23 protein-coding genes and 3 tRNA genes are annotated in these 24,420 nt (G+C 61.3%); 8 read left to right on the top strand and 18 right to left on the bottom strand.

The features are described from left to right. Positions 1-146: 146 nt before the first annotated feature. The 4 genes from ruvA to amgK are packed head-to-tail and all read right to left on the bottom strand — an operon-like array spanning position 147 to position 3,076. Positions 147-740 (bottom strand): Holliday junction branch migration protein RuvA, encoded by a 594-nt coding sequence (gene ruvA / locus MOV80_RS10405; RefSeq protein WP_249605090.1) that lies wholly within the window; start codon positions 738-740, stop codon positions 147-149. Positions 741-778: 38 nt separating this feature from the next. Further along, complete coding sequence (ruvC, locus tag MOV80_RS10400; protein WP_043592300.1) at positions 779-1,330, bottom strand: crossover junction endodeoxyribonuclease RuvC; 552 nt, start codon at positions 1,328-1,330, stop codon at positions 779-781. Between the two features lie 4 nt (positions 1,331-1,334). Then, positions 1,335-2,042 carry an N-acetylmuramate alpha-1-phosphate uridylyltransferase MurU gene (gene murU, locus MOV80_RS10395; protein WP_198001634.1) on the bottom strand — a complete coding sequence of 236 codons (708 nt, stop codon included), beginning with the start codon at positions 2,040-2,042 and terminating at the stop codon, positions 1,335-1,337. Positions 2,043-2,044: 2 nt separating this feature from the next. After that, a complete protein-coding gene (gene amgK / locus MOV80_RS10390; RefSeq protein WP_019100529.1) occupies positions 2,045-3,076 on the bottom strand; it encodes an N-acetylmuramate/N-acetylglucosamine kinase AmgK in 1,032 nt (343 codons plus the stop codon). 74 nt (positions 3,077-3,150) lie between these two features. On the opposite strand from amgK, the gene MOV80_RS10385 reads away from it, so the two are divergent. Genes MOV80_RS10385 through pdxA form a run of 3 tightly spaced genes read left to right on the top strand, consistent with a single transcriptional unit; the run spans position 3,151 to position 7,706 of the window. Next, positions 3,151-5,424, top strand: coding sequence for an LPS-assembly protein LptD (locus tag MOV80_RS10385; RefSeq protein WP_043592336.1), 2,274 nt, complete (start codon positions 3,151-3,153; stop codon positions 5,422-5,424). Positions 5,425-5,433: 9 nt separating this feature from the next. Further along, a complete protein-coding gene (locus MOV80_RS10380) occupies positions 5,434-6,723 on the top strand; it encodes a peptidylprolyl isomerase (protein ID WP_174243630.1) in 1,290 nt (429 codons plus the stop codon). Between the two features lie 2 nt (positions 6,724-6,725). Continuing rightward, positions 6,726-7,706: a 4-hydroxythreonine-4-phosphate dehydrogenase PdxA gene (gene pdxA, locus MOV80_RS10375; RefSeq protein WP_249605089.1), complete on the top strand. Its 981-nt coding sequence runs from the start codon at positions 6,726-6,728 to the stop codon at positions 7,704-7,706. A 1-nt stretch (position 7,707) separates the two neighbouring features. Here the strand turns inward: pdxA and MOV80_RS10370 are convergent, their stop codons facing one another. Genes MOV80_RS10370 through MOV80_RS10360 form a run of 3 tightly spaced genes read right to left on the bottom strand, consistent with a single transcriptional unit; the run spans position 7,708 to position 9,660 of the window. Next, entirely contained in the window at positions 7,708-8,214 is a 507-nt protein-coding gene (locus tag MOV80_RS10370) for a TPM domain-containing protein (RefSeq protein WP_118266419.1), read from the bottom strand. Next, positions 8,214-9,056 (bottom strand): TPM domain-containing protein, encoded by an 843-nt coding sequence (locus MOV80_RS10365; protein WP_118266415.1) that lies wholly within the window; start codon positions 9,054-9,056, stop codon positions 8,214-8,216. Before MOV80_RS10365 ends, MOV80_RS10370 begins: the two co-directional genes overlap by 1 nt. A 1-nt stretch (position 9,057) precedes the next feature. After that, positions 9,058-9,660, bottom strand: a complete 603-nt coding sequence (locus MOV80_RS10360; protein WP_107733151.1) for a LemA family protein — start codon at positions 9,658-9,660, stop codon at positions 9,058-9,060. Positions 9,661-9,966: 306 nt separating this feature from the next. Here MOV80_RS10360 and MOV80_RS10355 point away from each other — a divergent pair, with 306 nt between their 5' ends. After that, positions 9,967-13,818 (top strand): DUF3683 domain-containing protein, encoded by a 3,852-nt coding sequence (locus tag MOV80_RS10355; protein ID WP_118266413.1) that lies wholly within the window; start codon positions 9,967-9,969, stop codon positions 13,816-13,818. 101 nt (positions 13,819-13,919) lie between these two features. Here the strand turns inward: MOV80_RS10355 and MOV80_RS10350 are convergent, their stop codons facing one another. The 3 genes from MOV80_RS10350 to MOV80_RS10335 form a co-directional block, all read right to left on the bottom strand. Further along, positions 13,920-15,530: a glycosyl hydrolase family 18 protein gene (locus tag MOV80_RS10350; RefSeq protein WP_118266410.1), complete on the bottom strand. Its 1,611-nt coding sequence runs from the start codon at positions 15,528-15,530 to the stop codon at positions 13,920-13,922. Between the two features lie 519 nt (positions 15,531-16,049). Next, complete coding sequence (locus MOV80_RS10340) at positions 16,050-16,382, bottom strand: hypothetical protein (RefSeq protein WP_205422980.1); 333 nt, start codon at positions 16,380-16,382, stop codon at positions 16,050-16,052. 58 nt (positions 16,383-16,440) lie between these two features. Next, complete coding sequence (locus tag MOV80_RS10335) at positions 16,441-17,739, bottom strand: hemolysin family protein (RefSeq protein WP_019100585.1); 1,299 nt, start codon at positions 17,737-17,739, stop codon at positions 16,441-16,443. 179 nt (positions 17,740-17,918) lie between these two features. Between MOV80_RS10335 and MOV80_RS23555 the strand changes: the two genes are divergently transcribed. Continuing rightward, positions 17,919-18,584 carry an HIT family protein gene (locus tag MOV80_RS23555; RefSeq protein WP_118268583.1) on the top strand — a complete coding sequence of 222 codons (666 nt, stop codon included), beginning with the start codon at positions 17,919-17,921 and terminating at the stop codon, positions 18,582-18,584. Positions 18,585-18,839: 255 nt separating this feature from the next. After that, positions 18,840-19,676 (top strand): sulfurtransferase, encoded by an 837-nt coding sequence (locus tag MOV80_RS10325; RefSeq protein ID WP_019100587.1) that lies wholly within the window; start codon positions 18,840-18,842, stop codon positions 19,674-19,676. A gap of 2 nt (positions 19,677-19,678) precedes the next feature. Here the strand turns inward: MOV80_RS10325 and MOV80_RS10320 are convergent, their stop codons facing one another. Together MOV80_RS10320 and MOV80_RS10315 are read right to left on the bottom strand one after the other, a co-directional pair. Then, positions 19,679-20,272, bottom strand: coding sequence for an alpha/beta hydrolase (locus tag MOV80_RS10320; RefSeq protein WP_019100588.1), 594 nt, complete (start codon positions 20,270-20,272; stop codon positions 19,679-19,681). After that, entirely contained in the window at positions 20,272-21,048 is a 777-nt protein-coding gene (locus tag MOV80_RS10315) for an exodeoxyribonuclease III (protein ID WP_039753942.1), read from the bottom strand. The genes MOV80_RS10320 and MOV80_RS10315 overlap by 1 nt, the downstream gene beginning before the upstream one ends. A gap of 74 nt (positions 21,049-21,122) precedes the next feature. Between MOV80_RS10315 and pyrE the strand changes: the two genes are divergently transcribed. After that, a complete protein-coding gene (gene pyrE, locus MOV80_RS10310) occupies positions 21,123-21,767 on the top strand; it encodes an orotate phosphoribosyltransferase (RefSeq protein ID WP_019100590.1) in 645 nt (214 codons plus the stop codon). After that, positions 21,767-22,360, top strand: coding sequence for a DUF4124 domain-containing protein (locus tag MOV80_RS10305; RefSeq protein WP_019100591.1), 594 nt, complete (start codon positions 21,767-21,769; stop codon positions 22,358-22,360). The genes pyrE and MOV80_RS10305 overlap by 1 nt, the downstream gene beginning before the upstream one ends. Positions 22,361-22,373: 13 nt before the next feature. On the opposite strand, the gene MOV80_RS10300 is transcribed toward MOV80_RS10305, so the two are convergent. The 6 genes from MOV80_RS10300 to MOV80_RS10275 all read right to left on the bottom strand — a co-directional run bounded on the left by MOV80_RS10300 (position 22,374) and on the right by MOV80_RS10275 (position 24,294). Next, positions 22,374-22,703 (bottom strand): hypothetical protein, encoded by a 330-nt coding sequence (locus MOV80_RS10300; RefSeq protein ID WP_052370440.1) that lies wholly within the window; start codon positions 22,701-22,703, stop codon positions 22,374-22,376. 35 nt (positions 22,704-22,738) lie between these two features. Continuing rightward, positions 22,739-23,173, bottom strand: a complete 435-nt coding sequence (locus tag MOV80_RS10295; protein WP_233620821.1) for a YbaN family protein — start codon at positions 23,171-23,173, stop codon at positions 22,739-22,741. Beyond that, positions 23,170-23,751 carry a biliverdin-producing heme oxygenase gene (locus tag MOV80_RS10290; protein WP_118266405.1) on the bottom strand — a complete coding sequence of 194 codons (582 nt, stop codon included), beginning with the start codon at positions 23,749-23,751 and terminating at the stop codon, positions 23,170-23,172. Before MOV80_RS10290 ends, MOV80_RS10295 begins: the two co-directional genes overlap by 4 nt. Positions 23,752-24,004: 253 nt before the next feature. Next, a tRNA-Lys gene (locus MOV80_RS10285) sits at positions 24,005-24,080 on the bottom strand. 25 nt (positions 24,081-24,105) lie between these two features. Then, positions 24,106-24,181 (bottom strand) — tRNA-Lys (locus MOV80_RS10280). A gap of 37 nt (positions 24,182-24,218) precedes the next feature. Beyond that, positions 24,219-24,294 (bottom strand) — tRNA-Lys (locus tag MOV80_RS10275). Between the last annotated feature and the right edge of the window lie 126 nt (positions 24,295-24,420).

Below are 24,420 nucleotides of genomic sequence, written 5' to 3'. Positions count from 1 at the left end.
GTCTTAAAACCTGTTCAAAGTCTGCTGCGCTTCGGCGATACGGCGTTGAAAACACCCACAAAATGCTCATGTACCACGAGTACATTCCGCTTTTTCGCTCGTTTTCGCCTTATCTCGCTCTTGCTCGCGAGATCGTAAACAGGTTCTTAAAACTTCATCAGACTCTTCAAGGCAAGACGCACGCCCTCGCTCACCGTCACGTCAGCCGGCAAGCCCTTGGTGGCGGCGGCAGCCTCCTTCTCGTTGTACCCCAGCGCCAACAAGGCGTTGACGATGTCGCCCTTCTCATCCGGCGTGGCGACGAAAGCCAGGCCTCCCGGGGCGGTCAGATTGCTGCCGGTGGCCAATTTGCCGCGCAACTCCAGCACCAGGCGTTCCGCGGTTTTCTTGCCGATGCCCGGCACCGCGGACAGGCGTTTGATATCCTCGCTGGCCACCGCCACCGCCAAGTCGTCGGTAGTCATGCCGGAGAGGATCGCCAGGGCGATCTTGGCGCCGATGCCGGTTACCTTCACCAATTGCCGGAAGGTCTGTCTATCCTCCTTGCTGGCGAAGCCGAACAGCAGGTGGGCGTCTTCTCTTACCACCAGGTGGGTGAACAGCGTGGTTTTTTGACCCAAAGCCGGCAGTTGGTAAAAAGTGGTCATCGGCACATCGATTTCATAGCCGACTCCGTTGACGTCCAGCACCACTTGCGGAGGGAGTTTTTCGATGAGGTTGCCGCTCAGGCGTCCAATCATGTTCTGGTTCTTTCTTCAAGCGATTACAGGCACGCCGGCTACACCAGCCGGCCGCCTCGAATTTTCAGGCCGCTTTGCGCCAGCAGGCCTAAGGCTCCGGCGCTGAGGTTGGCGTGCGCCAAGGCCACCGCCAACGCATCGGCGGCATCGGCCTGGGGCGTGCCGGACAAATTCAGCATACGCACCACCATGTGTTGCACCTGCTCCTTGGCGGCCTTACCGTGACCTGCGACGGACTGTTTGACCTGCAGCGCGGTATATTCCGCCACCGGCAAATCTCTCAACACCAGCGCAGTAATGCAGGCTCCGCGCGCTTGACCCAACATCAGCGTGGCAGCGGGATTAACGTTGACGAACACTTGCTCTACCGCCGCCGCCTGCGGCCGGTAGGTATCGATCACGCCGAACAAGCCGTCGACGATCACGCGTATGCGTTCACTCAAGGGCGCTCCCTGCGGCGTGCGGATGCAGCCGGAGGCCACGTAATGGCGCTGCTGCCCCAGCAAATCGATCACCCCGAAGCCGGTAATGCGACTGCCGGGATCGATGCCGAGAATACGACGCGCGCCGGGAAGAGACGAAGCCGACATTGCCTCAACCCGGACCGGCGCGCAATTGCGCATCCAACTGCTGCAATTGCTGCGGCGTGCCTACATTGTGCCAGACGCCGTTGAAGTACTCGCCGCTGGCCCGCCCCGCCGCGATCGCGGCGTCGTATAACGGGCGCATCGGCGCGAAACGGCCCGCGAGAAGCCCGGCAAACATACGGGTATCGTAAAGACCGATGCTGGAGAAAGTCAGTTTGCGCTCGCCGTCGGCTCGCAAGCCCCCATCCGGCGCCAGCGCGAAATCGCCACCGGCGTGGAAGTCCGGATTATCGGTCATCACCAGGTACATTCCCGGCTCTTCCCGCCGCTCCAGCGCATCCAGCCGCGGCAGCAGGCAGGCATAGTCATAATCGGTGTAGATGTCCGCCGCCACGCACAGAAAGGCGCGCTCTCTGCCTTCTCGCAATAGGGGCAAGGCTTTGGCGATGCCGCCGGCGGTCTCTAATGGCTCGCCCTCGGCGGAGTAAGCGATACGCGCACCAAAGCGGCCGCCGTCGCCCAGTTCCCGTTCAATCTGCGCCCCAAGCCAGGCGTGATTGATCACGATATCGGCGAAACCCGCAGCCACCAGGCGTTCGATCTGCCAAACAATCAAGGGCTTACCGCCCACGGCCAACAAGGGCTTGGGCGCATGGTCGGTCAGCGGCCGCATCCGCTCGCCGCGGCCGGCAGCCAGAATCATGGCTTTAGGCATGCTCACCCCTTGTAGCTCATTACCGGATAGGCCGACTGTAGTTCTTCGTCGGTCTGATCCTTACCCACCAACTGCAACAGCAATTGATAGAACGGCGCCAGCTCCTGGTAACGACGGGTGGTCCGTTTCAGATATTTGATGAAACGCGGAATCTCCGCGCGATACTTGTCCTTGCCGTCTCGATGGAACAAACGCGCGAAGATGCCAGCCACTTTCAAGTGGCGCTGCACCCCCATCCACTCGAAATTACGGTAGAAAACGTCGAACTCCGCCGGCACCGGCAGGTCGGCGGCGCGCGCCTTTTCCCAATAGCGGATCGCAATATCGAGCACAAAAGGCTCGTCCCATTCGATGAAAGCGTCGCGCAACAGACTGACGATGTCGTAGCTAATAGGACCATACACCGCGTCCTGGAAATCCAACACCCCCGGCTTTCCAGGGGTCAGCATCAGATTGCGCACAATGAAATCCCGATGCACAAACACCTTGGACTGGGCCAGCAACACTGGTAACAAAGCCTTGACCCCAGCCTCCCACAACTGACGTTGGGCAACATTCAGCGGCTGTCCCAATTCCTTGGCGCAGAACCATTCCGGAAACAGGTTCAACTCGCGCGTCAGCAACGCTTCGTCGTATTCCGGCAACACTCCCGGCTGGCTGGCGGACTGGATCTCCACCAGGGTATCCAGCGCCTCCAACAGCAGATGACGCCGCACCTGCTCGCGTCCATCATGCTCCAAGGCGGCCAAATAGGTCACCCGGCCCAGGTCCTCCAACAACAACAGACCTTGTTCGCGATCACGTGCCAGCAGCTTGGGAACATTGACCATGGCGAAAACGTCGCGCACTTGCACATAGGCGTCGGTGCTCATTTTTTCCGGCGGCGCATCCATCACGATGCAACTCGCGCCATCCGGCCAGGTCGCACGGAAGTAGCGCCGGAAGTCGGCATCCGCGGCGGCGAATTCGAGCCCGATGTCCTGCCCCGGGTACAAATCCGCCAGCCATTTTTTGATGAGTTCCTGTCTATGCATGTCGCTTCGTCTTGGTGCTGATAGAATTGGCTGATTTTATACTGCCCCGCCGCCCCTTAGATATGGCTTTGTGCATGCCCAGAATCAAACCCAATCCGCTAGCCTTGGCGCTGGCGGCCGCGTTTTCACTGCAGCCGGCGCTGGCCTTGGCCGATGAAGACGCCCCGATCGCCCTGCCTACCCCGCCCAAGGCCGAAGGCCAGACCCACGTCACCGCCGACGATATGGACGGCGAGATGAATGTGGAGCTGAAGGCCCGCGGCAACGTGGTGGTCACTCGCGACGACCAGAAGCTGGAGTCCGACTGGCTGGACTATTACCAGAACAAGGACCGAGTCAAGGCCGGCGACCGCTTCAAGATGACGCGCGGAGTCGATGTGGTGACCGGCACCACGCTGGATTACAACGTGGCCAACTACAGCGGCACCGGCATGGACCCGGTATTCGCCATGGGGAAACCCGCGCCGGCCGCCAAAGGCGCGCCTGCCAGCCCCCGTCCCATGAGCACGGTGCCAATGCGCGGCGACGGCCAGCAAGTGGACTTCCGCGGCCAGAACCAGTACCGGGTCTACAACAGCCGCATCAATAGCTGCGAACCCGGCGACGATTCCTGGTATTTGAACTCCTCGCTGCTGGATCTGGACTATGTCAACGGCGTCGGCACCGCCCGCAACGCGCGGCTGAATTTCTACGGCGTGCCCATCCTATACACGCCGTGGATGGATTTTCCGCTCAACGGCAACCGCAAAAGCGGCTTTCTGCCGCCCTCCTTCAAAACCGGCAGTAACGGCACTGAAGTAGCGCTACCGTATTACTGGAATATCGCGCCTAACTACGACGCGACCATCACCCCGCACTTCAACGACAAGCACGGCACCATGTTGGGCGCGGAGTTTCGCTACCTGCAGCCCAGCTATTCCGGCTCGATCTACACTGAGCAACTACCCAAGGACAAAGTCACCGACAAAAACCGCTACGCCTGGTATGCGACTCATAACCAGACATTGGCGCCGGGCCTGACCTTCGGCTACAACGCCAACTACGTCTCGGACCCCAACTACTTCAAGGATTTCGGCGATCGTCTTAGCATCGCCGCCAACGTCAACTTGGTGCGCGAAGCCTGGCTCAGCTACGGTTTCGGCTGGCAGGGCGGTTCGGCCAACACCACCTTGCGCGCGCAGCGCTACCAGACGCTACTGGAGAAGCCCGCCCCAGGCGACATCCCTTACGCGCGGTTGCCTCAGCTGATTTTCAACGTCAACCAGAAACTGCCGCAAGGCTTCAGCGCCAACCTTCAGAGCGAGCTGACCCGCTTTTCTCACCCGACATTGCAAAACGGCGACCGCCTGGTCGCCTATCCCAGCCTCACTTGGAGTCTGGACAAAAGCTGGGGCTTTCTACGGCCCAAGATCGGCATGCATCTGACTGAATACCAGTTGGATGCGCTGCCCGGTCAGCAAGCCCGCTCGGTGTCGCGCAGCCTGCCCATCTTCAGCACCGACGCCGGCCTCTACTTCGACCGCGATACCGAGTTCCTGGGACAGGATCACCTGCTGACGCTGGAGCCGAGACTGTTCTACGTCAATATCCCGACTCGCAGCCAAAACAATCTGCCCAACTTCGACACCTCGGAGAATGATTTCAACTTTGCGCAGTTGTTCACCGAGAACCGTTTCTCCGGCTCCGACCGCGTTAACGGCGCCAACCAGCTGACCACTGCGCTGACCAGCCGCCTGATCAACCAGGAAAACGGTCTGGAACGAATCCGATTGACCGTGGGCAAGCGTTACTACTTCAACCAGGATGACATCTCGCTGGCCGGCGTGCCGCAACAACGAACCGTCAGTGGCTCCAATCTCTTGCTTGGCGCCAGCGGCGACCTAGCCAAGGGCTGGCGATTGGACAGCTCCTATGAATGGAACGAGGCGCTGAAAACCACCGAGCGCTACAACGCTCAACTGCGCTACAACCCGGCGCCCGGCAAGGTGCTCAGCGCGCGCTATCGCTACGGCCGCTACGAGCAACAGGACAACACCTCCCTGTATGGCCCCTTGCGCCAGATCGACATCGGCGCCCAGTGGCCTATCGCCAAGAAATGGTATGCGCTGGGCCGCTACAATTACTCGCTGGCCGACCGCAAGCCGCTGGAACAACTGGCCGGATTCGAGTACAACGACGGTTGCTGGTCGGCGCGGCTGGTCGGCCAGCGCTATGTCAGCGACCTGACCACCACCAAGAACGCCATTTATTTCCAGCTGGAATTCAAGGGACTTGGCGGCTTCGGCAACAATCCGCTCAACACGCTGAAGCTGGCGATTCCCGGCTATAGCAAGACTAACGATTTATAAGCGATGATCATGAAACAGACTCTGCTCGCCCTGCTGCTAGCCGGCGCCCTGCAAGGCGCCATCGCCGCTCCCGCAACCCCGGTCAAAGAAGTGGACCGCATCGTTGCAGTGGTCAACAAGAATGTGATCACCTGGCTGGACCTGCAAACCCGCGTCGACGAGGCCATCAAGCAGCTTCAAGCTCAGAAAGTCACGCCGCCAGCGCGCGCCGTGCTGGAAAAGCAAATGCTGGAACAGATGATCACCGAGGAGGTTCAACTGCAGTACGCCGCCAGCGGCGGCCTGCGCATAGACGACGCCGCCGTGGATCAGGCGGTGGCCAATCTGGCCAAGCAGAACAAGATGGACGTTGCCGGCCTGAAAGCCCAATTGGCCAAGGAAGGCCTAGCCTTCGACAAGCTGCGCGCCGAAGTCCGAAAAGAACTGACCATCGCTCGCTTGCGCGACAGCGAGGTCGCCGCCAAGGTCAACGTCAACGAAACCGAAGTCGACCAAGTGCTGAAAAGCGCACAGAGCGGCAACCGCGCCGAATACCACCTGGCCAGCATCCTGGTCAATGTTCCCGAACGCGCCGACGCCAAGCAGATCGACGCCCTGTCGAAGAAAGCCGAAAAAGCGCTGGCGGAGCTGGAGGCGGGACAGTCCTTCGCCAAAGTATCGGCCAGCTACTCCGATGCGCCCAATGCGCTGAAGGGCGGGGACATGGGCTGGCGCAGCGCGGTGTCGCTGCCGGTTGAATTCGTACAGATGCTGGAACAACTGAAAACCGGCCAGCACACCAATGTGATCCGCACCCAGCAAGGCTTCTTCATCTTCCAACTCCAGGACAAGCGCGACAGCGGCGCGCCGATGATGGTGGAGCAATACCATGTGCGCCACATTCTGATCCGCACCAACGAAGCGGTGTCGGCCAGCGACGCCAAAGCCCGCATCGAACAAGTGCGCGATCGCATCCAGCGCGGCGCCAAGTTCGCAGACATGGCCAAGCTCTACTCCGAAGACGGCAGCAACGCCAAAGGCGGCGATCTGGGCTGGGTCAATCTGGGCGACTTGGTGCCGGATTTTGAAAGCGCGATGACGCAATTGCCCATCGGCCAACTGTCGCAAGCGGTGCGCACCCCCTTCGGCTGGCATTTGATCCTGGTGGAAGGCAAGCGCAATCAGGACGTGTCCGGCGACCGCGAGCGACTGGCGGTCAAACAGCAGATCCGTTCCCGCAAGATCGAACAAGCGTACGCCGACTGGGTGCGCCAGCTGCGCGATTCGGCCTTCGTCGAAGAACGGCTGGACGAGAAGTAAGCATGGACGTCCCCGTATTGGCCGTCACCACCGGCGAACCCGCCGGCGTAGGCCCTGACTTGGCGCTGAGGCTGACGGAGTTCGGAACCGGCTCGCGTTGCGTGCTGATCGGCGACAAGGCCATGCTGGCCGCGCGTGCGCGTCAGCTTGGCCTCTCGCTTACGCTGCATGATTACGCGCCCGGCGCTCCCGCCCCCAAACAGGGACTGGAAGTTTGCGATGTGCCGCTGGCGGCCGCCGCCGTCCCCGGACGGCTGGACCCGGCCAATGCCAGCTATGTGCTGGCGACGCTGGACCGCGCCATAGACGGCTGCTTGGCCGGAGAATTCGCCGCCATGGTCACCGCGCCGGTGCACAAGGGCGTGATCAACGATGGCGGCGTCGCCTTCTCCGGCCATACCGAATACCTGGCTGAACGCACGCGGACTTCCAAAGTAGTGATGATGCTGGCGGGCGGCGGCATGCGCGTGGCGCTGGCCACGACTCACCTGTCGCTGCGCGACGTCCCCGACGCCATCACGACGGACAATCTGGAACAAGTCATCCGCATCCTGCTCGCGGACCTGCGCGTCAAGTTCGGCATCGCCGCGCCGCGAGTGCTGGTGGCGGGCCTCAATCCGCACGCGGGTGAAAGCGGCCACCTGGGGCGCGAGGAAATCGAAATCATCGAACCCTTGCTCACGCGGCTGCGCGGCGAGGGCCTGGACCTGATCGGGCCCCTGCCCGCCGATACCCTGTTCAATCCGGACAAACTGCGGCATTGCGACGCGGTGCTGGCGATGTATCACGACCAAGGTTTGCCGGTGCTCAAGCACGCCAGCTTCGGAGCCGGCATTAATATCACGCTGGGCCTGCCCATCATCCGCACCTCCGTCGACCACGGCACCGCGCTGGACCTAGCCGGCAGCGGCCGCGCACATCCCGGCAGCTTGTTCGAAGCCGTGCAGCTGGCGACACAGCTCGCCGTCAACGCCGCCAGCTGACTCAGCGGACGATCACCTCGTCCGGTAGCTCGTTGACGCCGGGCCCACCCCGGCGCGGCGCATGCTCGACCAATAGCGCGTGTATGCGCCGCAAGCCGGTCTCCAGGCCAGCCACCCGCTGCCCCTTCGCCATCGAGTCACCGACTTCGGCGCAAATCTTCTCCCAGGCTCGCGGCGGCACCCGCCTATCAATGCCGCGGTCGGCGATGATTTCGATACGACGCTCCGCCAGCAACACGTACACCAACACGCCGGTGTTTTCCTCGGTGTCCCATACCCGCAACAGACCAAACCACTCCAACGCCCGTTCGCGCGCGCTCATGCCGCGCCAAGCGTCTCGCCAGTCCAGCGCCGACTCCACCACAAAGCGCAGCTGGCTCGCATGCTCGCGCTCCGAAGCCGCGATCCCCTGCTGCAAGCGCGCCAATTCCGAGGCGGGAAACCGCCGCCGCGCCAACCAGCCGGTGCTGGCCAAGTGACGCAGCGCTCTACTCCATGATTTCCACATCACCAATCTCCCGAAGCGCCGCCGCCGCCAAAACCCCCGCCTCCGCCGGACCAGCCGCCGCCTCCGCGGCTGCCTCCAGATCCGCCTCCCCAACCGCCGCCGCCCCCACCGAACGAGACGCCATGGGAACCGATCACCAGGCAAAGCAGCGCCGCCACCGCGCCGGCCAACAAGGCGAACATGACGCCGGCGCCCAACAGCAAGGCAGCGACAATGCCCAGACAGCCCATGATGAAGCTGCCGATCAGCCGTCCGAACAGACGGCTAACCACGCCGGCGCCGAACAAGACCGCGAACGCCAACGCCGGCCAGCTATCCTCCCAGCCCTGCTGCGGGGTCTGAGCCGGCGGCGACGGCAGCTTCTCCCCGTCTATCAGGCCCTCCAGCTGTGCAATCGCCGCCTGTATGCCCTGGAAGCGCAGTCCCTGTCTAAACAGCGGACGCAGCGTATCCTGCAGAATGCGCTTGGCGTAAATATCCGGAATCGCACCCTCCAAGCCGCGCCCCACCAGCAGTTGGCTCTTGCGCTGGTCCGCAACGATCAGCAACAACACCCCGTCGTCTATTCCCTTGCGGCCCAGCTTCCAGGCATCCATCACCCGGGTGCCGTAATCAAACGGCGTCTCCGGCTCCACCGACGGCACGATCAACACCGCCAGCTGGCTGCCCTTGCGCTGATGAAACGTCAGCAATTGCTGTTCCAATTGCCCTCGCTCGTCCGCCGATAAGAAGCCGGCAAGGTCCACCACGGGAGAACTGGGCGGCGGCACCGCCAGCTCCGCTCGCGCCAACTGCCCGCACAGCAGCAACGCGAAGCCCAAGCAACGCCATAGCGCCGTCATCTTATTTGCTCGCCTCCGGTTCGCCGAAGTTGACCTGAGGCGCGGCGGAGATGGCCTTCTCATTCTCCACCGTGAAATTAGGCCGGGTCTTCAGGCTGAACATCATCGCGGTCAAATTATTGGGAAAGGTGCGCACCGTGCTGTTGTACGCCTGCACCGAATCGATATAGCGCTTGCGCGCCAGCGCAATGCGGTTTTCGGTGCCCTCCAGCTGCGCCTGCAGATCGCGGAAGGATTGATCCGCCTTCAACTGCGGGTAGTTCTCCGACACGACCAACAAGCGTGACAGCGCCGAACCCAGCTGATTCTGCGCCGCGGCAAAGTCATTGAGCTTTTTCTCGTCGGTCGCCGTCCCCGGGTCCATCTGAATGCTACCCACCCGCGCCCGCGCGGCGGTCACTTGAGTCAGCACTTCTTTTTCATGCTTGGCGTAGCCCTGCACCGTCTTGACCAGATTGGGAATCAGATCCGCACGCCGCTGATACTGATTGATGACTTCGGACCAGGCAGCGTTGGCCGCCTCGTCCTGAGTCTGCATCGCGTTGTAGCCGCAGCCGCTCAGCGACGCCGCCAGCAGCAAGGCCATAGCCCACTTCTTCCACATCATCACATTCTCCATTCCCATCGTGGCCGCGCCATCCCGATCAGCGCGGCGCGTTCAAGCCTCAGTTTACCCATAAAAAGCATAAAATCAGCAGCTTTCGCCCTGTAAATGGAATAGCGCACACCATTCCTTCCCCAGCGCGGCCAAGCCGCCGAGATGGGGGCGCGCTGTCTTGCCCAACAATATACAATCCGCCCCAATATCTTGAAGTAAAGAAGGAAATCCCTAGTGAATGCGGGTTTTTCGCAACGCAACAATTGGGCTACACTGGTGGACGTTTTTCCAATAATGACAGCTGCACGGACAATGACCACCACCACCCAAGCCCGTGTGCGGGAGATCCCGTACAACTACACCTCGTATTCCGACCGCGAGATTTTCATCCGCCTGCTGGGCGCGCCGATGTGGAAACTGCTGGAGGAGCTGCGCGCCGAACGCAAGACCGGCCGCTCCGCCCGCATGCTGTTCGAGGTCTTGGGCGATATCTGGGTGGTGGACCGCAACCCCTATCTGGTCGACGATCTGCTGGACAACCCAAAGCGGCTGGCGGCCTTGGTGGACGCGATGCGCCACCGGCTGGCCGAGGTGGAGAAGCGCCGCGAGGGCAACGACAAGGTCGGCAAAATGTTGACGGCGGCGCGCGCCGCCGTCGAGCGCTTCGCGGAACAGTTCGAAGACACCCGCGAGCTGCGCGCCAAAATTCTCAAGAAGCTGTCCCGGCTCACCCGCCGCGACAACATCCAGTTCGACGGCCTGTCCCGCGTCGCCCACGTCACCGACGCGACGGACTGGCGAGTCGAATATCCGTTTGTGGTGCTGAGCCCGGACAGCGAGGCTGAAATCGCGCCGCTGGTGCGCGCCTGTATTGAGCTGGGCCTCACCATCATCCCCCGCGGCGGCGGCACCGGTTACACCGGCGGCGCGGTGCCGCTGGACCGCATGAGCGCAGTGATCAATACCGAGAAGCTGGACCGCCACCTCGGCGTCGAACAGATTGAGCTGCCCGGCCTGGACGGCCCCCGCGCCACCATACAGTGCGGCGCCGGCGTGGTCACCGCCCGCGTCGCCGAGGCCGCGGCGGCAGCCGGCCTGGTGTTCGCGGTGGATCCCACCTCGGCGGAGGCCTCCTGTATCGGCGGCAATATCGCAATGAACGCCGGCGGCAAGAAAGCAGTGCTATGGGGCACCACGCTGGACAACCTCGCCAGCTGGAAAATGGTGGACGCGGACGGCCAATGGCAATTCATTGAACGCCTGGGCCACAACTACGGCAAGATCCACGACGTCGACGTCGCCCGCTTCCGCATCAGCCAGCTCAAGGATGACGGTCGCACCGTCGTATCCAGCCGTCAGCTGGACATCCCCGGCAGCGCCTTCCGCAAAGTGGGCCTGGGCAAAGACGTTACTGACAAATTCCTGGCCGGCCTGCCCGGCGTGCAAAAAGAAGGCTGCGACGGCATCATCACCAGCGCGCGCTTCGTGCTGCACCGCATGCCCAAGCATATTCGCACCGTCTGCCTCGAATTCTTCGGCACCGTGGCCGAAGCCACGCCGGCCATCGTCGAAATCACCGATTTGTTCAAGCCCGGCGGCGCCGCACTGGCCGCCGGCGTGCAGCTGGCCGGCCTCGAACATCTGGACTGGCGCTATGTGCGCGCGGTGTCCTATGTGACCAAGGCCAAAAGCAAGGGCCGGCCCAAGATGGTGTTGATTGCGGACCTCGTATCGGACCACGAGGATGCAGTGGCGGAAGCCGCCAGCCAAGTGGTGCGGCTGGCCAATGCGCGCCACGGCGAGGGCTTCATCGCCATTACCCCGGAATCGCGCAAGCGCTTCTGGCTGGACCGCAGCCGCACCGCCGCCATCGCCAAGCACACCAACGCCTTCAAGATCAACGAAGACGTGGTGATTCCGCTGCCGCGGCTGGGCGACTACAGCGACGGCATCGAGCGCATCAACATCGAATTGTCGATCCAGAACAAGCTGCGCCTGCTCGACACCCTGACCGAGTATTTCCACGGCCGGCTGCCAGTGGACAAGCTGGACACCAATCTGCCGTCTGAAGAGCTGATCGGCGACCGCCGCGCCTCGGCGTTGTCCCAGCTCGCCATCACTCGCGACCGCTGGCAGTGGCTGTTGGAACACCTTGACCGTCCCTTCCACGAATACCGCGAACGCTGGCCGCACGCGCCGCTGGAAGACGCCGCCGCCGCTCCGGACACCGTATTTCACGCGTTGCGCGATCTGGTCGTGCGTGTCAGCTGGAAGCGCGAAATGCAGGCGGAACTGGAACAACTGTTCTCCGGCAACACCGACGGCCCCATTCTGGCCGCCATCCGCGCCATCCAGCAAAAAGTGCTGCGCAGCCGCGTCTTCGTCGCCCTGCACATGCACGCCGGCGACGGCAACGTCCACACCAACCTGCCGGTCAACTCCGACGACTACGAGATGCTGCAAACCGCGCACAAGGCGGTGGAACGCATCATGGCGCTGGCGCGCGCGCTGGGCGGCGTGATTTCCGGCGAGCACGGCATCGGCATCACCAAGCTGGAATTCCTCAGCGAGGAGGAAATCGCCCCCTTCCGCGCCTACAAACAGCAAGTGGACCCCAACGGCCACTTCAACCGCGGAAAACTGCTGCCCGGCGCCGACCTCGCCATGGCCTATACCCCGTCGTTCTCCCTGCTGGGCGCCGAGTCTCTGATTCTGGAACAGTCCGACATCGGCGCCATCAGCGATTCGATCAAGGACTGCCTGCGCTGCGGCAAATGCAAGCCGGTGTGCTCCACTCACGTACCGCGCGCCAATCTGCTGTACTCGCCGCGCAACAAGATCCTCGGCGTCGGCCTGCTGACCGAGGCCTTCCTCTACGAGGAGCAGACCCGCCGCGGCGTCAGCCTCAAGCACTTCGAGGAACTGTCCGACGTGGCCGACCATTGCACGGTCTGCCATCGTTGCGTCAAACCTTGCCCGGTCAAGATCGACTTCGGCGATGTTTCGGTGGCCATGCGCAACTTCCTGCGCAAGACCGGCAACAAGAGCTTCAACCCCGGCACCGCCGTCGGCATGGCCTTTCTTACCGCCAAGGATCCGGCCACCATCAAGGCGCTGCGCACAGGCTTGGTCGGCATCGCCTACAAAGCCCAACGACTGGGCAACGCGATGGGTAAACGCCTGGGGCTGATAGGCTCCCAGACCCGGCAACCTCCGGCCACCGTCGGCAAGGCTCCGGTCAAGGAGCAGGTGATCCACTTCATCAACAAACCCATGCCCGGCGGCCTGCCCAAGAAAACCGCGCGCGCGCTGCTGGACGTGGAAGACGCCAGCATCGTGCCCATCATCCGCAACCCCAAGCTCTCGGAAGACGCTGAAGCGGTGTTCTACTTCCCAGGCTGCGGTTCGGAGCGCTTGTTCAGCCAGGTCGGCCTCGCCACCCAGGCCATGCTGTGGCATGTCGGCGCGCAAACAGTGCTGCCGCCCGGCTATCTGTGCTGCGGCTATCCTCAAACCAGCGCCGGTTATCAAGACAAGGGCGACGCCATCACCACGGAGAACCGGGTGTTGTTCCACCGCGTGGCCACCACGCTGAATTATCTGGACATCAAAACCGTGGTGGTCAGCTGCGGCACCTGCTACGACCAGTTGTCGCAATACCGCTTCGAGGACATCTTCCCCGGCTGCCGCATCATCGACATCCATGAATACCTGATGGAAAAAGGCGTCAAGCTAGACGGCGTCGGCGGTCAGCAGTACCTGTATCACGATCCCTGCCATACACCGATGAAGGCCTACCAGCCGATGAAGGTGGTCAATGAACTGCTGGGCGGCGGCGTGGCCCTTTCGGACCGCTGCTGCGGGGAGTCCGGCACCTTCGCCGCCAGCCGGCCGGACATCGCCACCCAGGTTCGCTCGCGCAAGGAAGAGGAAATCAACAAGAATCTGCAAACCCTGACCGGCGGCGCCAAACCGGCCCAACCGGTAAAGATCCTGACCTCCTGCCCGTCCTGCCTGCAAGGTCTGTCGCGCTATAGCCCGGATACCGGCACCGAGGCCGACTACATTGTGGTGGAAATCGCCAAGCATGTGCTGGGCCCGGATTGGTTGAAGCAGTACGTGGAGCAAGCGCGTGACGGGGGCATCGAACGCGTGCTGTTGTAAGAACGTGTTTACGATCTCACGAGCAAGAGCGAAATCGTAAACACACTCTTAAACAAAAACCGCCGGGCATGCCCGGCGGCGTCTCTATAGCGGCTGCCGGCTTACTTCAGCGGCGATGCGGCCGAGGTCTTGGCCGCCGCCTTCTTCTTGGCCGCGGCGGCATCCTGACGCACTTCGCTGGTGGTCTTCAGCAAGGAGCCCTGGGCGTCGTCGCCATCCAAGGACCAGCTGAACACCCCGCCCAGCTGTTGTTGACGCACATAGTCCAGCTTGGTGCGGATGGTGGCAGGGTCGTCATAGCTCCAGAACTCGTTGCCGTCGTAAGTCCACAGCTGCTTGCTCACTGGGTGCACAAACTGCTTGGCGGAGCGGGTTTTCAGCACTTTGTAGTCCTCAATGCCGGCTTCGTAAGTGCCTTTGCCCGCGCCGGTGGCCACCTGGTACAAGCCATCGCCCTTGGGTCCAGCCGCCACGCCGGCCCAGCCGCGTCCATAGAACGGGATGCCCACGTTCAGCTTGGTCTTGGGCACGCCGGCCTTGACCAAGGTCTGGATCGAGTCGTCCACATTGTAGTAAACGCGATCTCCGGTCACCGGAGCGGCCGGATCGCGGAACAGATTGGACTGGAAGTTGGTCGGCCCTTTTGCGTCCCAGCCGCCGTTGAAGTCGTAGGTCATCACATTGATCCAGTCCATGTAGGCCGCGTACTTGGCCGGCTCGGTCTGGCGGATTTTATCGACGCCGGAGCCAATGGCCGCGGTCAGGTAGTATCGACGCTTGTTCTGCGAGGTCAAGGCATCCAACTGGCTGCGGAATTCCGCCATCAGCAAGGTGAAGTTCTGCTTGTCGTTGGGGTCCACGCTATTGCTCGGCAGACCGCCGCCGCCCGGGTATTCCCAGTCGATATCGATGCCGTCGAACACCCCCTTGGCCGCTCCGGCGCCGCCGGCGTTCTCGCCCACCGGCAAATTGCCTTTCAGGTACAGGTCGATGCAGGATGCCACCATGGCCTTGCGGCCGGCGTCGGTGGCGGCGAATTTGCCGAAATTCTTAGACCAGGTCCAGCCTCCCAGCGAAATCAGCACTTTCAGCGAGGGGTTGGCCAGCTTCAACTTGCGCAATTGGTTGAAGTTGCCGCGCAACGGGTCGCTCCAGGTGTCGGCCTTGCCGTCCACCGACTCGTTGGCGCCGAAGGACTTCTGGTAATCGGCCCAAGCGTCGCCGCCATCGCCGTTGCCGTTCTCCGCGCGAGTCACCATGCCGCATTTGCCGTCGGCGTAGACATTGCCGAAAGCGTAGTTCAGGAAGGTCAGCTTCTTGTCGCCGCCTGCGTCCACCAGATTGCGCAGCTTGTAATTACGGCCGTAAATGCTCCATTGCGCAAAATAGGAACCAACATGGCGGCCCACCGTCGGCGTCGGCTCGGGAGGCACGCCCGTGCCCGGCCCGGGGCCGGGGTCGCCGCCGCCCGGGGTGCATTCGCTAGCCGGCCTCTCCTCCCACGGTCCCCATTGATCCGCGCCCGGCTGATTGTTCTGCGTCCACCACTTGGCGCGCCAGGTCTTGTTGGCGTACAAGGCGTAATCGCCGCCGTTATAGGTCTGCGCATTGCTCCACGCGCTGCAGGCCGGCGCGGCGAACGCCGCCGCGCTGCTCAACAACAAGCCAGCCCCTCCAAACAGCGCCGACAACGTCAACGAAAGTTTCGACATTCGGACCTCCTCAATTCTGTCAGTGATCACGGCAGCGTCATGCTGTCCCCGCTGCAGCACCGCAAGCCGGCGTTTTAGTTCGGACATGTGGTATTACAGTGGTATCAGATTCGAGCAATCACTCCACGACTGCCAACCCAAATTTCACCAACCTGTCCTTAATAACAGTTAAAACAGGTCAAAATGATTGCCTTACGTTGATACTGATGCGGCGGGTGCACAAAAAGTGACAAAAAATCATAATTTCGTTGATTTGATGGAATTTATCGCAAATAAAGCGGAAAAAAGGACGTAAAAAACGCAGTTGGAGAGGACTGTTTCCTCAGAAAGAAAACAATCCAAGCGTAGGAGGGTTGCCTGTTGGCAATTGGAGACAAAACTTCACAGAACAAGCAGAGACTTCACAAAGCCATGCCACTACAAAACCATTACATTTTTAATCACACCCTAAAACAGCCAGCCAACAATACAAAAAGGAGGCCGTAGCCTCCTTTCGATACCCTGCCTGTAGCCGCAGAATCAAGCCGCTTTTTTCACATGCGTTTTTTTGTGGTGATGCTTCTTGGCATGCTTCTTGGCTGCTTGGGCTTTTTGCGCGGCCGGAGCGGAAGCCGCTTTCTTGGCGTGCTTCTTGTGATGGTGCTTCTTGGCGTGATGCTTCTTGGCATGCGCCGGAGCGGCAGCCTTGGCGGCCGGAGCGGAAGCGTCGGCGGCGAAGGAGGCAGCGGAAGTCAGGCCGAGTACGGAAGCCAGAATCAGTGCGGCGATTTTTTTCATGGTGTTTCTCCAAATCTGCGACTTAGCGGTTGTCAGGGCACCGTCCTGGTGCATCCTTGTATTCATCATATGCAAGCCGACTCGCCGCAGTCTGTGAGGCCTGTGTTAAATCATGTAACCGATCGTACAAAGCTCAAGTTTGCGCCGGCTCCTTGCTGGCCACCCGCGTGACCAGAATCTGATCGATCTTGTGGTTGTCGATGTCCACCACCTCGAACTTGTAACCTGCGTATTGCACGCAATCGGTGCGCCGCGGAATCTTGCGCAGCATATACATCATGAAACCCGCTACCGTCTCGTAGTTCTGATCGTCGGGCAATTCGTCGATCTCCAATACCCGCAGCACATCCTCCACAGGCGTGATGCCGTCCACCAGCCAGGAGTTCTCGTCGCGCTTGACGATCTGTTCCTCCTGCCCCTGCCCCACTAGGTCACCCATCACCGTGGACATCACATCGTTAAGGGTAATCAGACCCACCACAAAACCATATTCATTCAGAATGACGGCGAAGTCCTCTCGGGTGCCCTTGAATTGATCCAAGGATTCCGACAAGGTCAGGGAATCCGGAATCATCAGAACCGTTTTCAACAAACCGGGCTCCTTCAAGGAGATTGCGCGCCCGGCCAACACCCTCCGCAGCAAGTCCTTGGAGTCGACGTAGCCCACCACATTGTCGATACCGTTGTCGCAGACCAGAAACTTGGAATGCGGCTGCTCGGCCACTTTCGACTTAATACTCTCCTCTCCCTCGTCCAAGGTGAAGTAGATGATGCTCTCGCGCGGCGTCATCGACGACGGCACCAGCCGGCTTTCCAGTTCGAATACGTTTTCAATCACTTGATGTTCTTGCCGATGCAGCACGCCGGCTTCAGCGCCGGCGTCCATCATCGCCGAAATATCGTCGCTGGTGATTTCGTCGCGCGGGCTGGTGGGCATGCCCGCCAAACGCAGCAATACGCCGGACATTTCATTGAACAACCACACCAGCGGCTTGAACAGCAGCACCATGAACAGCATCGGCCGCACAATGCGAACCGCCACAGACTCCGCCGCCACCATGCCCACGCGCTTGGGAGTCAAGTCGGCGAACAGGATGAATAGGCTGGTCACCAGCAGGAAGGAAGCCAGAAAACCCAGGCTCTGCGCCAGTTCGGGGGACAAGAAAAAACCCAGCACCCGGGCGAAGAAAGGCGTGAACGCCGCCTCGCCGACAATACCGCCGAGAATAGCCACCGCATTGACGCCGATCTGCACCACGGTGAAAAAATGGCCTGGATGCTCCTGCAAGGCCAAGACCTTTCCGGCGTTGTCGTTGCCCTCGTCCAACATTTGACGCAAACGGATCTTGCGCGAGGCCGCCAGCGATATCTCCGACACTGAGAAAAAGGCGCTGGCCAGGATCAGCGCCAGAATAATCATCATATCCGTCATCAAGCTCTCCATTTGTGCCCGCCGCAGCGCCTGAACACCGCACAGGCGACGGCATACGGCAGAAGGCATGATAAATAGTTCAAATCATAATTTCCGTAATGATAGCAGCGAACCGGGGTTTAGCCGAAGCTCGCGGCAACCGTTACAATAAGGTTCCCGCATTTCAGAAGGCCGCCATCATGGATTGTGAATTGTGCCGTGGCCCGTCCGGCCAAGTATTGCACGAAGACGACCGCCTAAAAGTCCTACTGGTCGACGAGGAAGGCTATCCCGGCTTCTGCCGGGTGATCTGGAAGACCCACATCAAGGAAATGACGGACCTGTCCCCCTGCGACCGTTTGCACCTGCTGGACTGGGTCCATAACGTCGAAGCCGCACTGCGGCGCTGCACGCAAGCCGACAAGATCAATCTGGCCAGCCTGGGCAATATGGTGCCGCACCTGCATTGGCACGTGATTCCCCGCTTCGCCGACGACGCCCATTTCCCCGCCCCGATCTGGGCGGCCGCCCGCCGCCAAGGCCCCCCGCGCGCCTGGCCGCAGCTGGCGGAACAATTACGCCGGCAGTTCGCCTCTTCTCAGAGCCATTGCTGGCTGGACTATCAGATCCAGGTCGATCAGATACCGGACGGGCTCGAAGGCGCCGATTTAGCCTGCTACCGCTTCTTCGCGGAATCCGGCCTGGCTTGGCCTGTCGACGGAATTGACGCCGATGGACGTCACTGGCTAGCCCTGCGCCGCTGCGGCCGGGATGGCGCGGAACAAGTGGATACCTTGCGCCTGGAGCCCGGCAGCTACCGGCAACTGCCCTGTTCTCGCCTTTATCAAGCCGAACTCCTGCACTGAGAGCGTGTTGACGCTCTCGCGAGTCAAAGCGAAAACGGCTGAAAAAGCGGAGTGTAGACACGGCACACGAGCATTTTGAAGACGCGCCCACCGTGCAACGCTCCACGACACGTAGCAGATCGTAAACAGGTTCCGAGACCCGCTGGCGGTCTTCCGCATCGTAAAAGGCCGAATCAACACGCCCAATGCCGCCAATCAGGCAGCGGATTCGACAAGCGCAGGACCTGCAGCCCCCCAATCTGAAAGAGGAATGCCATGCACCAAACCTTGATCTCCGCGGAACAACTGGCGGCTCTGCCGGCTGAACGCCTTGTGATTCTGGATTGCCGCTTCCGGCTGGAACAAGCGGATTATGGCTTGACCGTCTATGAAGCCGGCCATCTGCCAAACGCGCACTACCTGAATCTGGAGTACCACCTTTCCGGCAGCAAGACCGGCGACAACGGCCGTCACCCGCTGCCCGACGGCAGCCGCTTGGCCGTGGACTTCGGAGCAATCGGCATCACGCCGGACACCCAGGTCGTCGCCTACGACGACGCCGCCGGGCAATACGCTGCCCGCGCCTGGTGGTTGCTCCGCTGGCTGGGGCACTCCGCGGTTGCGGTACTGGACGGCGGCATCCAAGCCTGGACCCGGGCCGGCTACGCTCTAGACAAGCAGGCCGCGGAACGCCGCCCCTGCCGTTTCTCGATCAGGCCGGCGCTTGAAGACACCGTCGACGCCTCCGCCGTGCTGGCCAATATCGAGCAAGCGGCTTTCACCGTGGTAGACGCTCGCTCCGCCGAACGTTACCGCGGCGAAGGCGAAACACTGGACCCGGTGGGCGGCCATATCCCCGGCGCGGCCAATCGCTTCTTCATGCACAACGTCGACGCCGACAACCGCTTCAAGCCGGTGGAACAACTACGCGCCGAATGGCTGGCCGTGCTTGGCGACGCCGATCCGACGAGCATCGTTCATCAATGCGGCTCCGGCGTCACCGCCTGCCACAACCTGCTGGCGATGCGTCACGCCGGTTTCGAAGGCGCCCGGCTCTACCCCGGTTCCTGGAGCGAGTGGTGCAGCGATCCGACGCGGCCGGTCGCCCGCTAGACTCAGGCCAGCATCAGTTCCTGCAGCAGATCCTGGCCGAAGCGCCAATGCCCAAGACGCGCGGCGCTGCCTAAATGCCCATTCGCGCCGGCGTCAACCAAGGGACAGCCCCAAACGCGGGCCATCGCCTCCGCCTCCGCCATCTCGCAGAACAAGTCGTCGCGGCTGGCCACCAGCAAGGCGGGGGCGGGCAAGCGCAGCGTGGGCGCACTGAAGCCGGCAAACGTAGGCAAGGGCGCGTCATCCGGCAATTCGCCGCTGGCGCGCGCCCTCGCCTCGCTGATGGGCAAGGCCGGCGGCGCCACCAGCAACAGCCCTTGCAAGCGCTTCTGTCCAGACAGGGACAAGGTGCGCAACCAGGCCGCCGCCGCATGACAGCCCAGGCTGTGCGCCGCCAGCAGCCAGCGGCCCGGTACCTGCTCCAGCGTGCGCCTGATGCCCTCTACCCAAGCCTCGCATTCCGGGTACAGCCAATCGTCTTGCTCCACTCTGCGGGCTAACGGATAGCAGCGCTCCCAACTGGTCTGCCAGTGCTCGGCGCCGGAGTTGCCCCACCCCGGCACCGTGATCAAGGTGACGTCGTCCTCGTCCAACATCACAGGCTCCGCTCGTAATCGACGATCAGCGGCGCATGATCGGAGAACTTCTCGTCCTTATACACCGATGCGCTGCGAGCTTGCGCCATCAACGACGGCGTCACAATGTGGTAATCGATGCGCCAACCCACGTCTTTGGCGTAAGCCTGGCCGCGGTTGCTCCACCATGTGTAGCCCGGCGTGTCGGGGTACAGGCGGCGCCACACGTCGCACCAGCCCACGCGGTCCAGCAAGTCGGTCATCCAGGCGCGCTCTTCCGGCAGGAAGCCGGAGTTCTTCAGATTGCCCTTCCAGTTTTTCAGATCGATCTCGTTATGAGCGATGTTCCAGTCGCCGCAGATCACGATGTCGCGGCCGGCCGCGCGCAGCGTTTCCAGATGTGGCATGAACACGTCCAGAAAATCGAATTTCACTTGCTGGCGCTCATCGCTGCTGGAGCCTGACGGCAGATACAGTGAAATCACGCTGAGATTGCCGAAGTCCAGTTGCAGAAAACGGCCTTCGGCGTCGATCCAATCAACGCCCAATCCCTCCACCACCGCATCCGGCTGATGACGGGTATACAGGCCCACGCCGCTATAACCTTTCTTTTCCGCATAGTGGAAGTAACCGGTCATCCCGTCCGGCTGTCGCATGCGTTCGGACAAGTCGGCCGCCTGGGCCTTCAGCTCCTGCACGCAGACAAAGTCGGCGTCTATGCCGGCCAACCAGTCAAAGAAACCTTTTTTATCGGCGGAGCGGATGCCGTTCAAATTAGCGGAAACGATTCGAAGCAAGAGACTCTCCCGTGATATGCTTGCCGGCAATTTTTTCAGCCGTTCAAACTGTTAACAGTTAATAAGGAGTAACGATGAGCGATTTCCGTCAGGATTTTATTCGTTTTGCGCTCGACAAGCAGGTTTTGAAGTTTGGCGAGTTCATCACCAAGGCCGGCCGCAAGTCACCCTACTTCTTCAACGCCGGCCTGTTCAACGACGGCCTGTCCACTTTGAACTTGTCCCGCTTCTACGCCAAGTCGATACTGGAAAGCGGCGTGCAATTCGACATGCTCTTCGGTCCGGCCTATAAAGGCATCATCCTGGCAGCCGGTGCGTGCATGGCCATGGCGGAGCAAGGCCGCAATGTGCCCTTCGCCTACAACCGCAAGGAAGCCAAGGACCACGGCGAAGGCGGCACCCTGGTGGGCGCCCCGCTACAAGGCAAGGTTCTGATCATCGACGACGTGATCTCGGCCGGCACCTCGGTGCGCGAATCGGTGCAATTGATCCGCGCCGCCGGCGCCGAACCGGCGGGGGTGGCCATTGCATTGGACCGCATGGAGCGAGGCAGCGGCGAATTATCGGCGGTGCAGGAAGTAGCCCAGCAACATGGCCTGCCGGTCATCGCCATCGCCACGCTGAAAGACCTGCTCGGCTTCCTGGAACATAGTCCGGAACTGGCGGCGCACCTGGACGCAGTGCGCGCCTACCGGGCGCAATACGGAGTCAACGACTGATGAAACCGCTTGCCGGATTCGCGCTGCTGATACTGGGAACCGTCGCCTATGCCGGCGGACTCTACAAGTGGGTGGACGAGTCCGGCAAAGTGCATTACAGCGACTCACCTCCGCTCCAGAGTCAGCAGCAGGGCGTTGCCGAGCTTTCCAAGCAGGGTTCCGTCACCAAACCGGCGGAAAGCCCCGCCGCGCGCCAAGCGCGAGAGGCCGCCGAAGCGGCGCAAAAACAACGCGACGCCCATCAACTGGAAAATACCCGCCGCGACAACGCGCTGGTGGAAAGCTACGCCAACCTGCAGCAACTGCAAGCCGAGCGGGCCAAACAACAGGCTGTGCTGCAAAGCGCGCTGGACGCGCTACAACAACGCGCCCGCGGCCTGACGCTGCAGATTCAAGGCATTCAGCAGGACATTGCCCATAGCCTGCGCAACAAACAAGCGCCACCGCAAAACAGCCAACGCAATCTGCATGTGCTGCAGTCGGAACAAAGCGAACTGGCCAAGCAGATCTCCATCAAGCAACAGGAGCTGGCCGCATTCCGCCAAAAAACCCAGAACGATCTGAACCGTTACCGGCAATTACGCGGCGAATAGCGAGCCGGTCGCATTACTGTCCGCCGTCCTTGCGCTGCCAAGCCTCGTTCAAGGCCTTGGTGGCCGCCTCGCTGATCTGCGCCGCGGCGGCTTGAGCCGACTTCGCCGCCTCCAATTCCGCGTTGGCCCCGCTCAAGCCCGCCTGCGCTTCCGCCAAACGCTGTTCCGCCTTAACCTTGTCGGACTCGGCCTGCGCCAAACGCGCATCCGCCTTTTGCTGCGTGCCGCGCACTTGCTGGTAGTACATCTGTGCCGCCAACAGCTGTTCATCCGCCGTCTGCGCCAAAACCAGCGCCGGCAACGCCAGTGCGGCCAAGACCGCTACGATTCCGTTTACCTTCATCACACAGCTCCCGTTTTTGGTGTAGATGCACAAGCTTAACGCGGCGGAAGCGTTTTGGCTAAATCCGGCTGCGGCGCCAAGACCGGCTTCACATGCGAAGGCCGCGACAACAAATAAAGCAAGACGCTCAGCTCAATCGCTCCTACCAGCCACGGGACCCAGTGCGGCGGCCGCGTCAGCAGCAGAGCGGCGAAACCCATGCCCATGCCCAGCGCGGCAAAACACTTGGCCTTGACCGGCACCACGCGCTGCTCGCGCCAGCGGCGCAGCCCCGGTCCGTAACGCGGATGCGCCAATAGCCGCTGCTCCAGCCGCGGGGAGGATTTGCTGAAGCAGGCTAGCGCCAAAATCAGGAAGATCGTAGTGGGCATCACCGGCAACAGCGCGCCGATAATGCCCAAGACCAGCATCGCCACGCCGGCGCACAAGTAGAACCAGCGCACCGCGGGGTGCCGCGCGGGATGACTCAAGCGTACACCTGATCCAGATGGCGGTTCATGCAGGCAAACGCAGCCACCGCGCCGGCGGTAACGCGCTGCTCGGCCGCCTCGTCCAGTTGCAAGCCGTCCAACACGGCGGTGAAGGCGCGCCAGTGACGAGCACGGCCATCCGGATGGCCGGCCAGGTGGCGAGCGCCGCAGTTCTCATCCAAGCCCAACTTGCCAGCCAGCTTGTAAAGAATTGCCGCGCCCAGTTTGGAACCCTCTACCACGTAGAGCCAACCCATCGCGCTCGCCACGTCCAGCGTGCTGCTGATCGGCGCTTCGCGCAATTCCGGCAGCGGCCGGTCCAGATCACGCAGATCGGCGGCGATGCTGTCGTAACGACGGCGCTCGGCCAGATCCGGGAACAAGCGCGCCAGCCCAGGATTGTCGTAAAGCGCGTCGGCGTCTCGCAGGAAGCGGTATTGCGCCAGCAAAAAGCGCGCGTAGTTTTCACGAGTGGCGAACGGCTGATTCGCCATGATGCGTTGGTCCAGCGCATCGTGCGTTTCGTGGGTGCGGGCTTTCAGGTCCTGGGTGCGGGTGTTCTCGACAACGGTAGTCATGCTCTGCGTTTCCTATTTGATGCGAAACCGAAGGTCCGCGCTCGACAGCGCGGACGGCGGGATGATGCGGTTAACTCGCCATTATAATGCGAATGATTCTTACAATCATTATCAAATTTACCATAGCAAGGCCATTGACGCACCGAGACCCGTCAAGGCACAGACAAACATGGGGAGAGGAAACACAGAACACGGGAGGTAAAGCAAAAACAAAAAGGCCAGTTCTCGCGAACTGGCCTGATTGCTATAAATTTGGTGGGTCGTGCGGGATTCGAACCTGCGACCAACGGATTAAAAGTCCGCTGCTCTACCAGCTGAGCTAACGACCCGAGCCTGAGCGCTAAGAGTTTGTCGTGGTGGGTCGTGCGGGATTCGAACCTGCGACCAACGGATTAAAAGTCCGCTGCTCTACCAGCTGAGCTAACGACCCTCGAACAAAACTCTTGGCAATTTCCAGTATCGGAAACTGGTGGGTCGTGCGGGATTCGAACCTGCGACCAACGGATTAAAAGTCCGCTGCTCTACCAGCTGAGCTAACGACCCAAGAGAGAGCGCAACTATAATGAAACAGTTCAGGGTCGTCAACGGGTTTTTGTATTTTTTTTCATGAGAATGACACTGACACGCACGGGAAAGCCGGATTGAAACGGGAACCGAAGCGTCAAGATA

The organism is Chromobacterium sp. IRSSSOUMB001, from assembly GCF_023507765.1.
GTDB lineage: Bacteria > Pseudomonadota > Gammaproteobacteria > Burkholderiales > Chromobacteriaceae > Chromobacterium > Chromobacterium haemolyticum.
Note: the sequence above shows the minus strand (reverse complement) of the source record. Positions and strands in the feature narration are given on the sequence as shown.

Excerpts from the sequence above, each read along its gene's own strand:
- ruvA (WP_249605090.1), bottom strand. The coding sequence starts at position 740 with ATGATTGGACGCCTGAGCGGCAACCTCATCGAAAAACTCCCTCCGCAA.
- ruvC (WP_043592300.1), bottom strand. The coding sequence starts at position 1,330 with ATGTCGGCTTCGTCTCTTCCCGGCGCGCGTCGTATTCTCGGCATCGAT.
- murU (WP_198001634.1), bottom strand. The coding sequence starts at position 2,042 with ATGCCTAAAGCCATGATTCTGGCTGCCGGCCGCGGCGAGCGGATGCGG.
- amgK (WP_019100529.1), bottom strand. The coding sequence starts at position 3,076 with ATGCATAGACAGGAACTCATCAAAAAATGGCTGGCGGATTTGTACCCG.
- MOV80_RS10385 (WP_043592336.1), top strand. The coding sequence starts at position 3,151 with ATGCCCAGAATCAAACCCAATCCGCTAGCCTTGGCGCTGGCGGCCGCG.
- MOV80_RS10380 (WP_174243630.1), top strand. The coding sequence starts at position 5,434 with ATGAAACAGACTCTGCTCGCCCTGCTGCTAGCCGGCGCCCTGCAAGGC.
- pdxA (WP_249605089.1), top strand. The coding sequence starts at position 6,726 with ATGGACGTCCCCGTATTGGCCGTCACCACCGGCGAACCCGCCGGCGTA.
- MOV80_RS10370 (WP_118266419.1), bottom strand. The coding sequence starts at position 8,214 with ATGTGGAAATCATGGAGTAGAGCGCTGCGTCACTTGGCCAGCACCGGC.
- MOV80_RS10365 (WP_118266415.1), bottom strand. The coding sequence starts at position 9,056 with ATGACGGCGCTATGGCGTTGCTTGGGCTTCGCGTTGCTGCTGTGCGGG.
- MOV80_RS10360 (WP_107733151.1), bottom strand. The coding sequence starts at position 9,660 with ATGTGGAAGAAGTGGGCTATGGCCTTGCTGCTGGCGGCGTCGCTGAGC.
- MOV80_RS10355 (WP_118266413.1), top strand. The coding sequence starts at position 9,967 with ATGACCACCACCACCCAAGCCCGTGTGCGGGAGATCCCGTACAACTAC.
- MOV80_RS10350 (WP_118266410.1), bottom strand. The coding sequence starts at position 15,530 with ATGTCGAAACTTTCGTTGACGTTGTCGGCGCTGTTTGGAGGGGCTGGC.
- MOV80_RS10335 (WP_019100585.1), bottom strand. The coding sequence starts at position 17,739 with ATGACGGATATGATGATTATTCTGGCGCTGATCCTGGCCAGCGCCTTT.
- MOV80_RS23555 (WP_118268583.1), top strand. The coding sequence starts at position 17,919 with ATGGATTGTGAATTGTGCCGTGGCCCGTCCGGCCAAGTATTGCACGAA.
- MOV80_RS10325 (WP_019100587.1), top strand. The coding sequence starts at position 18,840 with ATGCACCAAACCTTGATCTCCGCGGAACAACTGGCGGCTCTGCCGGCT.
- MOV80_RS10320 (WP_019100588.1), bottom strand. The coding sequence starts at position 20,272 with ATGTTGGACGAGGACGACGTCACCTTGATCACGGTGCCGGGGTGGGGC.
- pyrE (WP_019100590.1), top strand. The coding sequence starts at position 21,123 with ATGAGCGATTTCCGTCAGGATTTTATTCGTTTTGCGCTCGACAAGCAG.
- MOV80_RS10305 (WP_019100591.1), top strand. The coding sequence starts at position 21,767 with ATGAAACCGCTTGCCGGATTCGCGCTGCTGATACTGGGAACCGTCGCC.
- MOV80_RS10300 (WP_052370440.1), bottom strand. The coding sequence starts at position 22,703 with ATGAAGGTAAACGGAATCGTAGCGGTCTTGGCCGCACTGGCGTTGCCG.
- MOV80_RS10290 (WP_118266405.1), bottom strand. The coding sequence starts at position 23,751 with ATGACTACCGTTGTCGAGAACACCCGCACCCAGGACCTGAAAGCCCGC.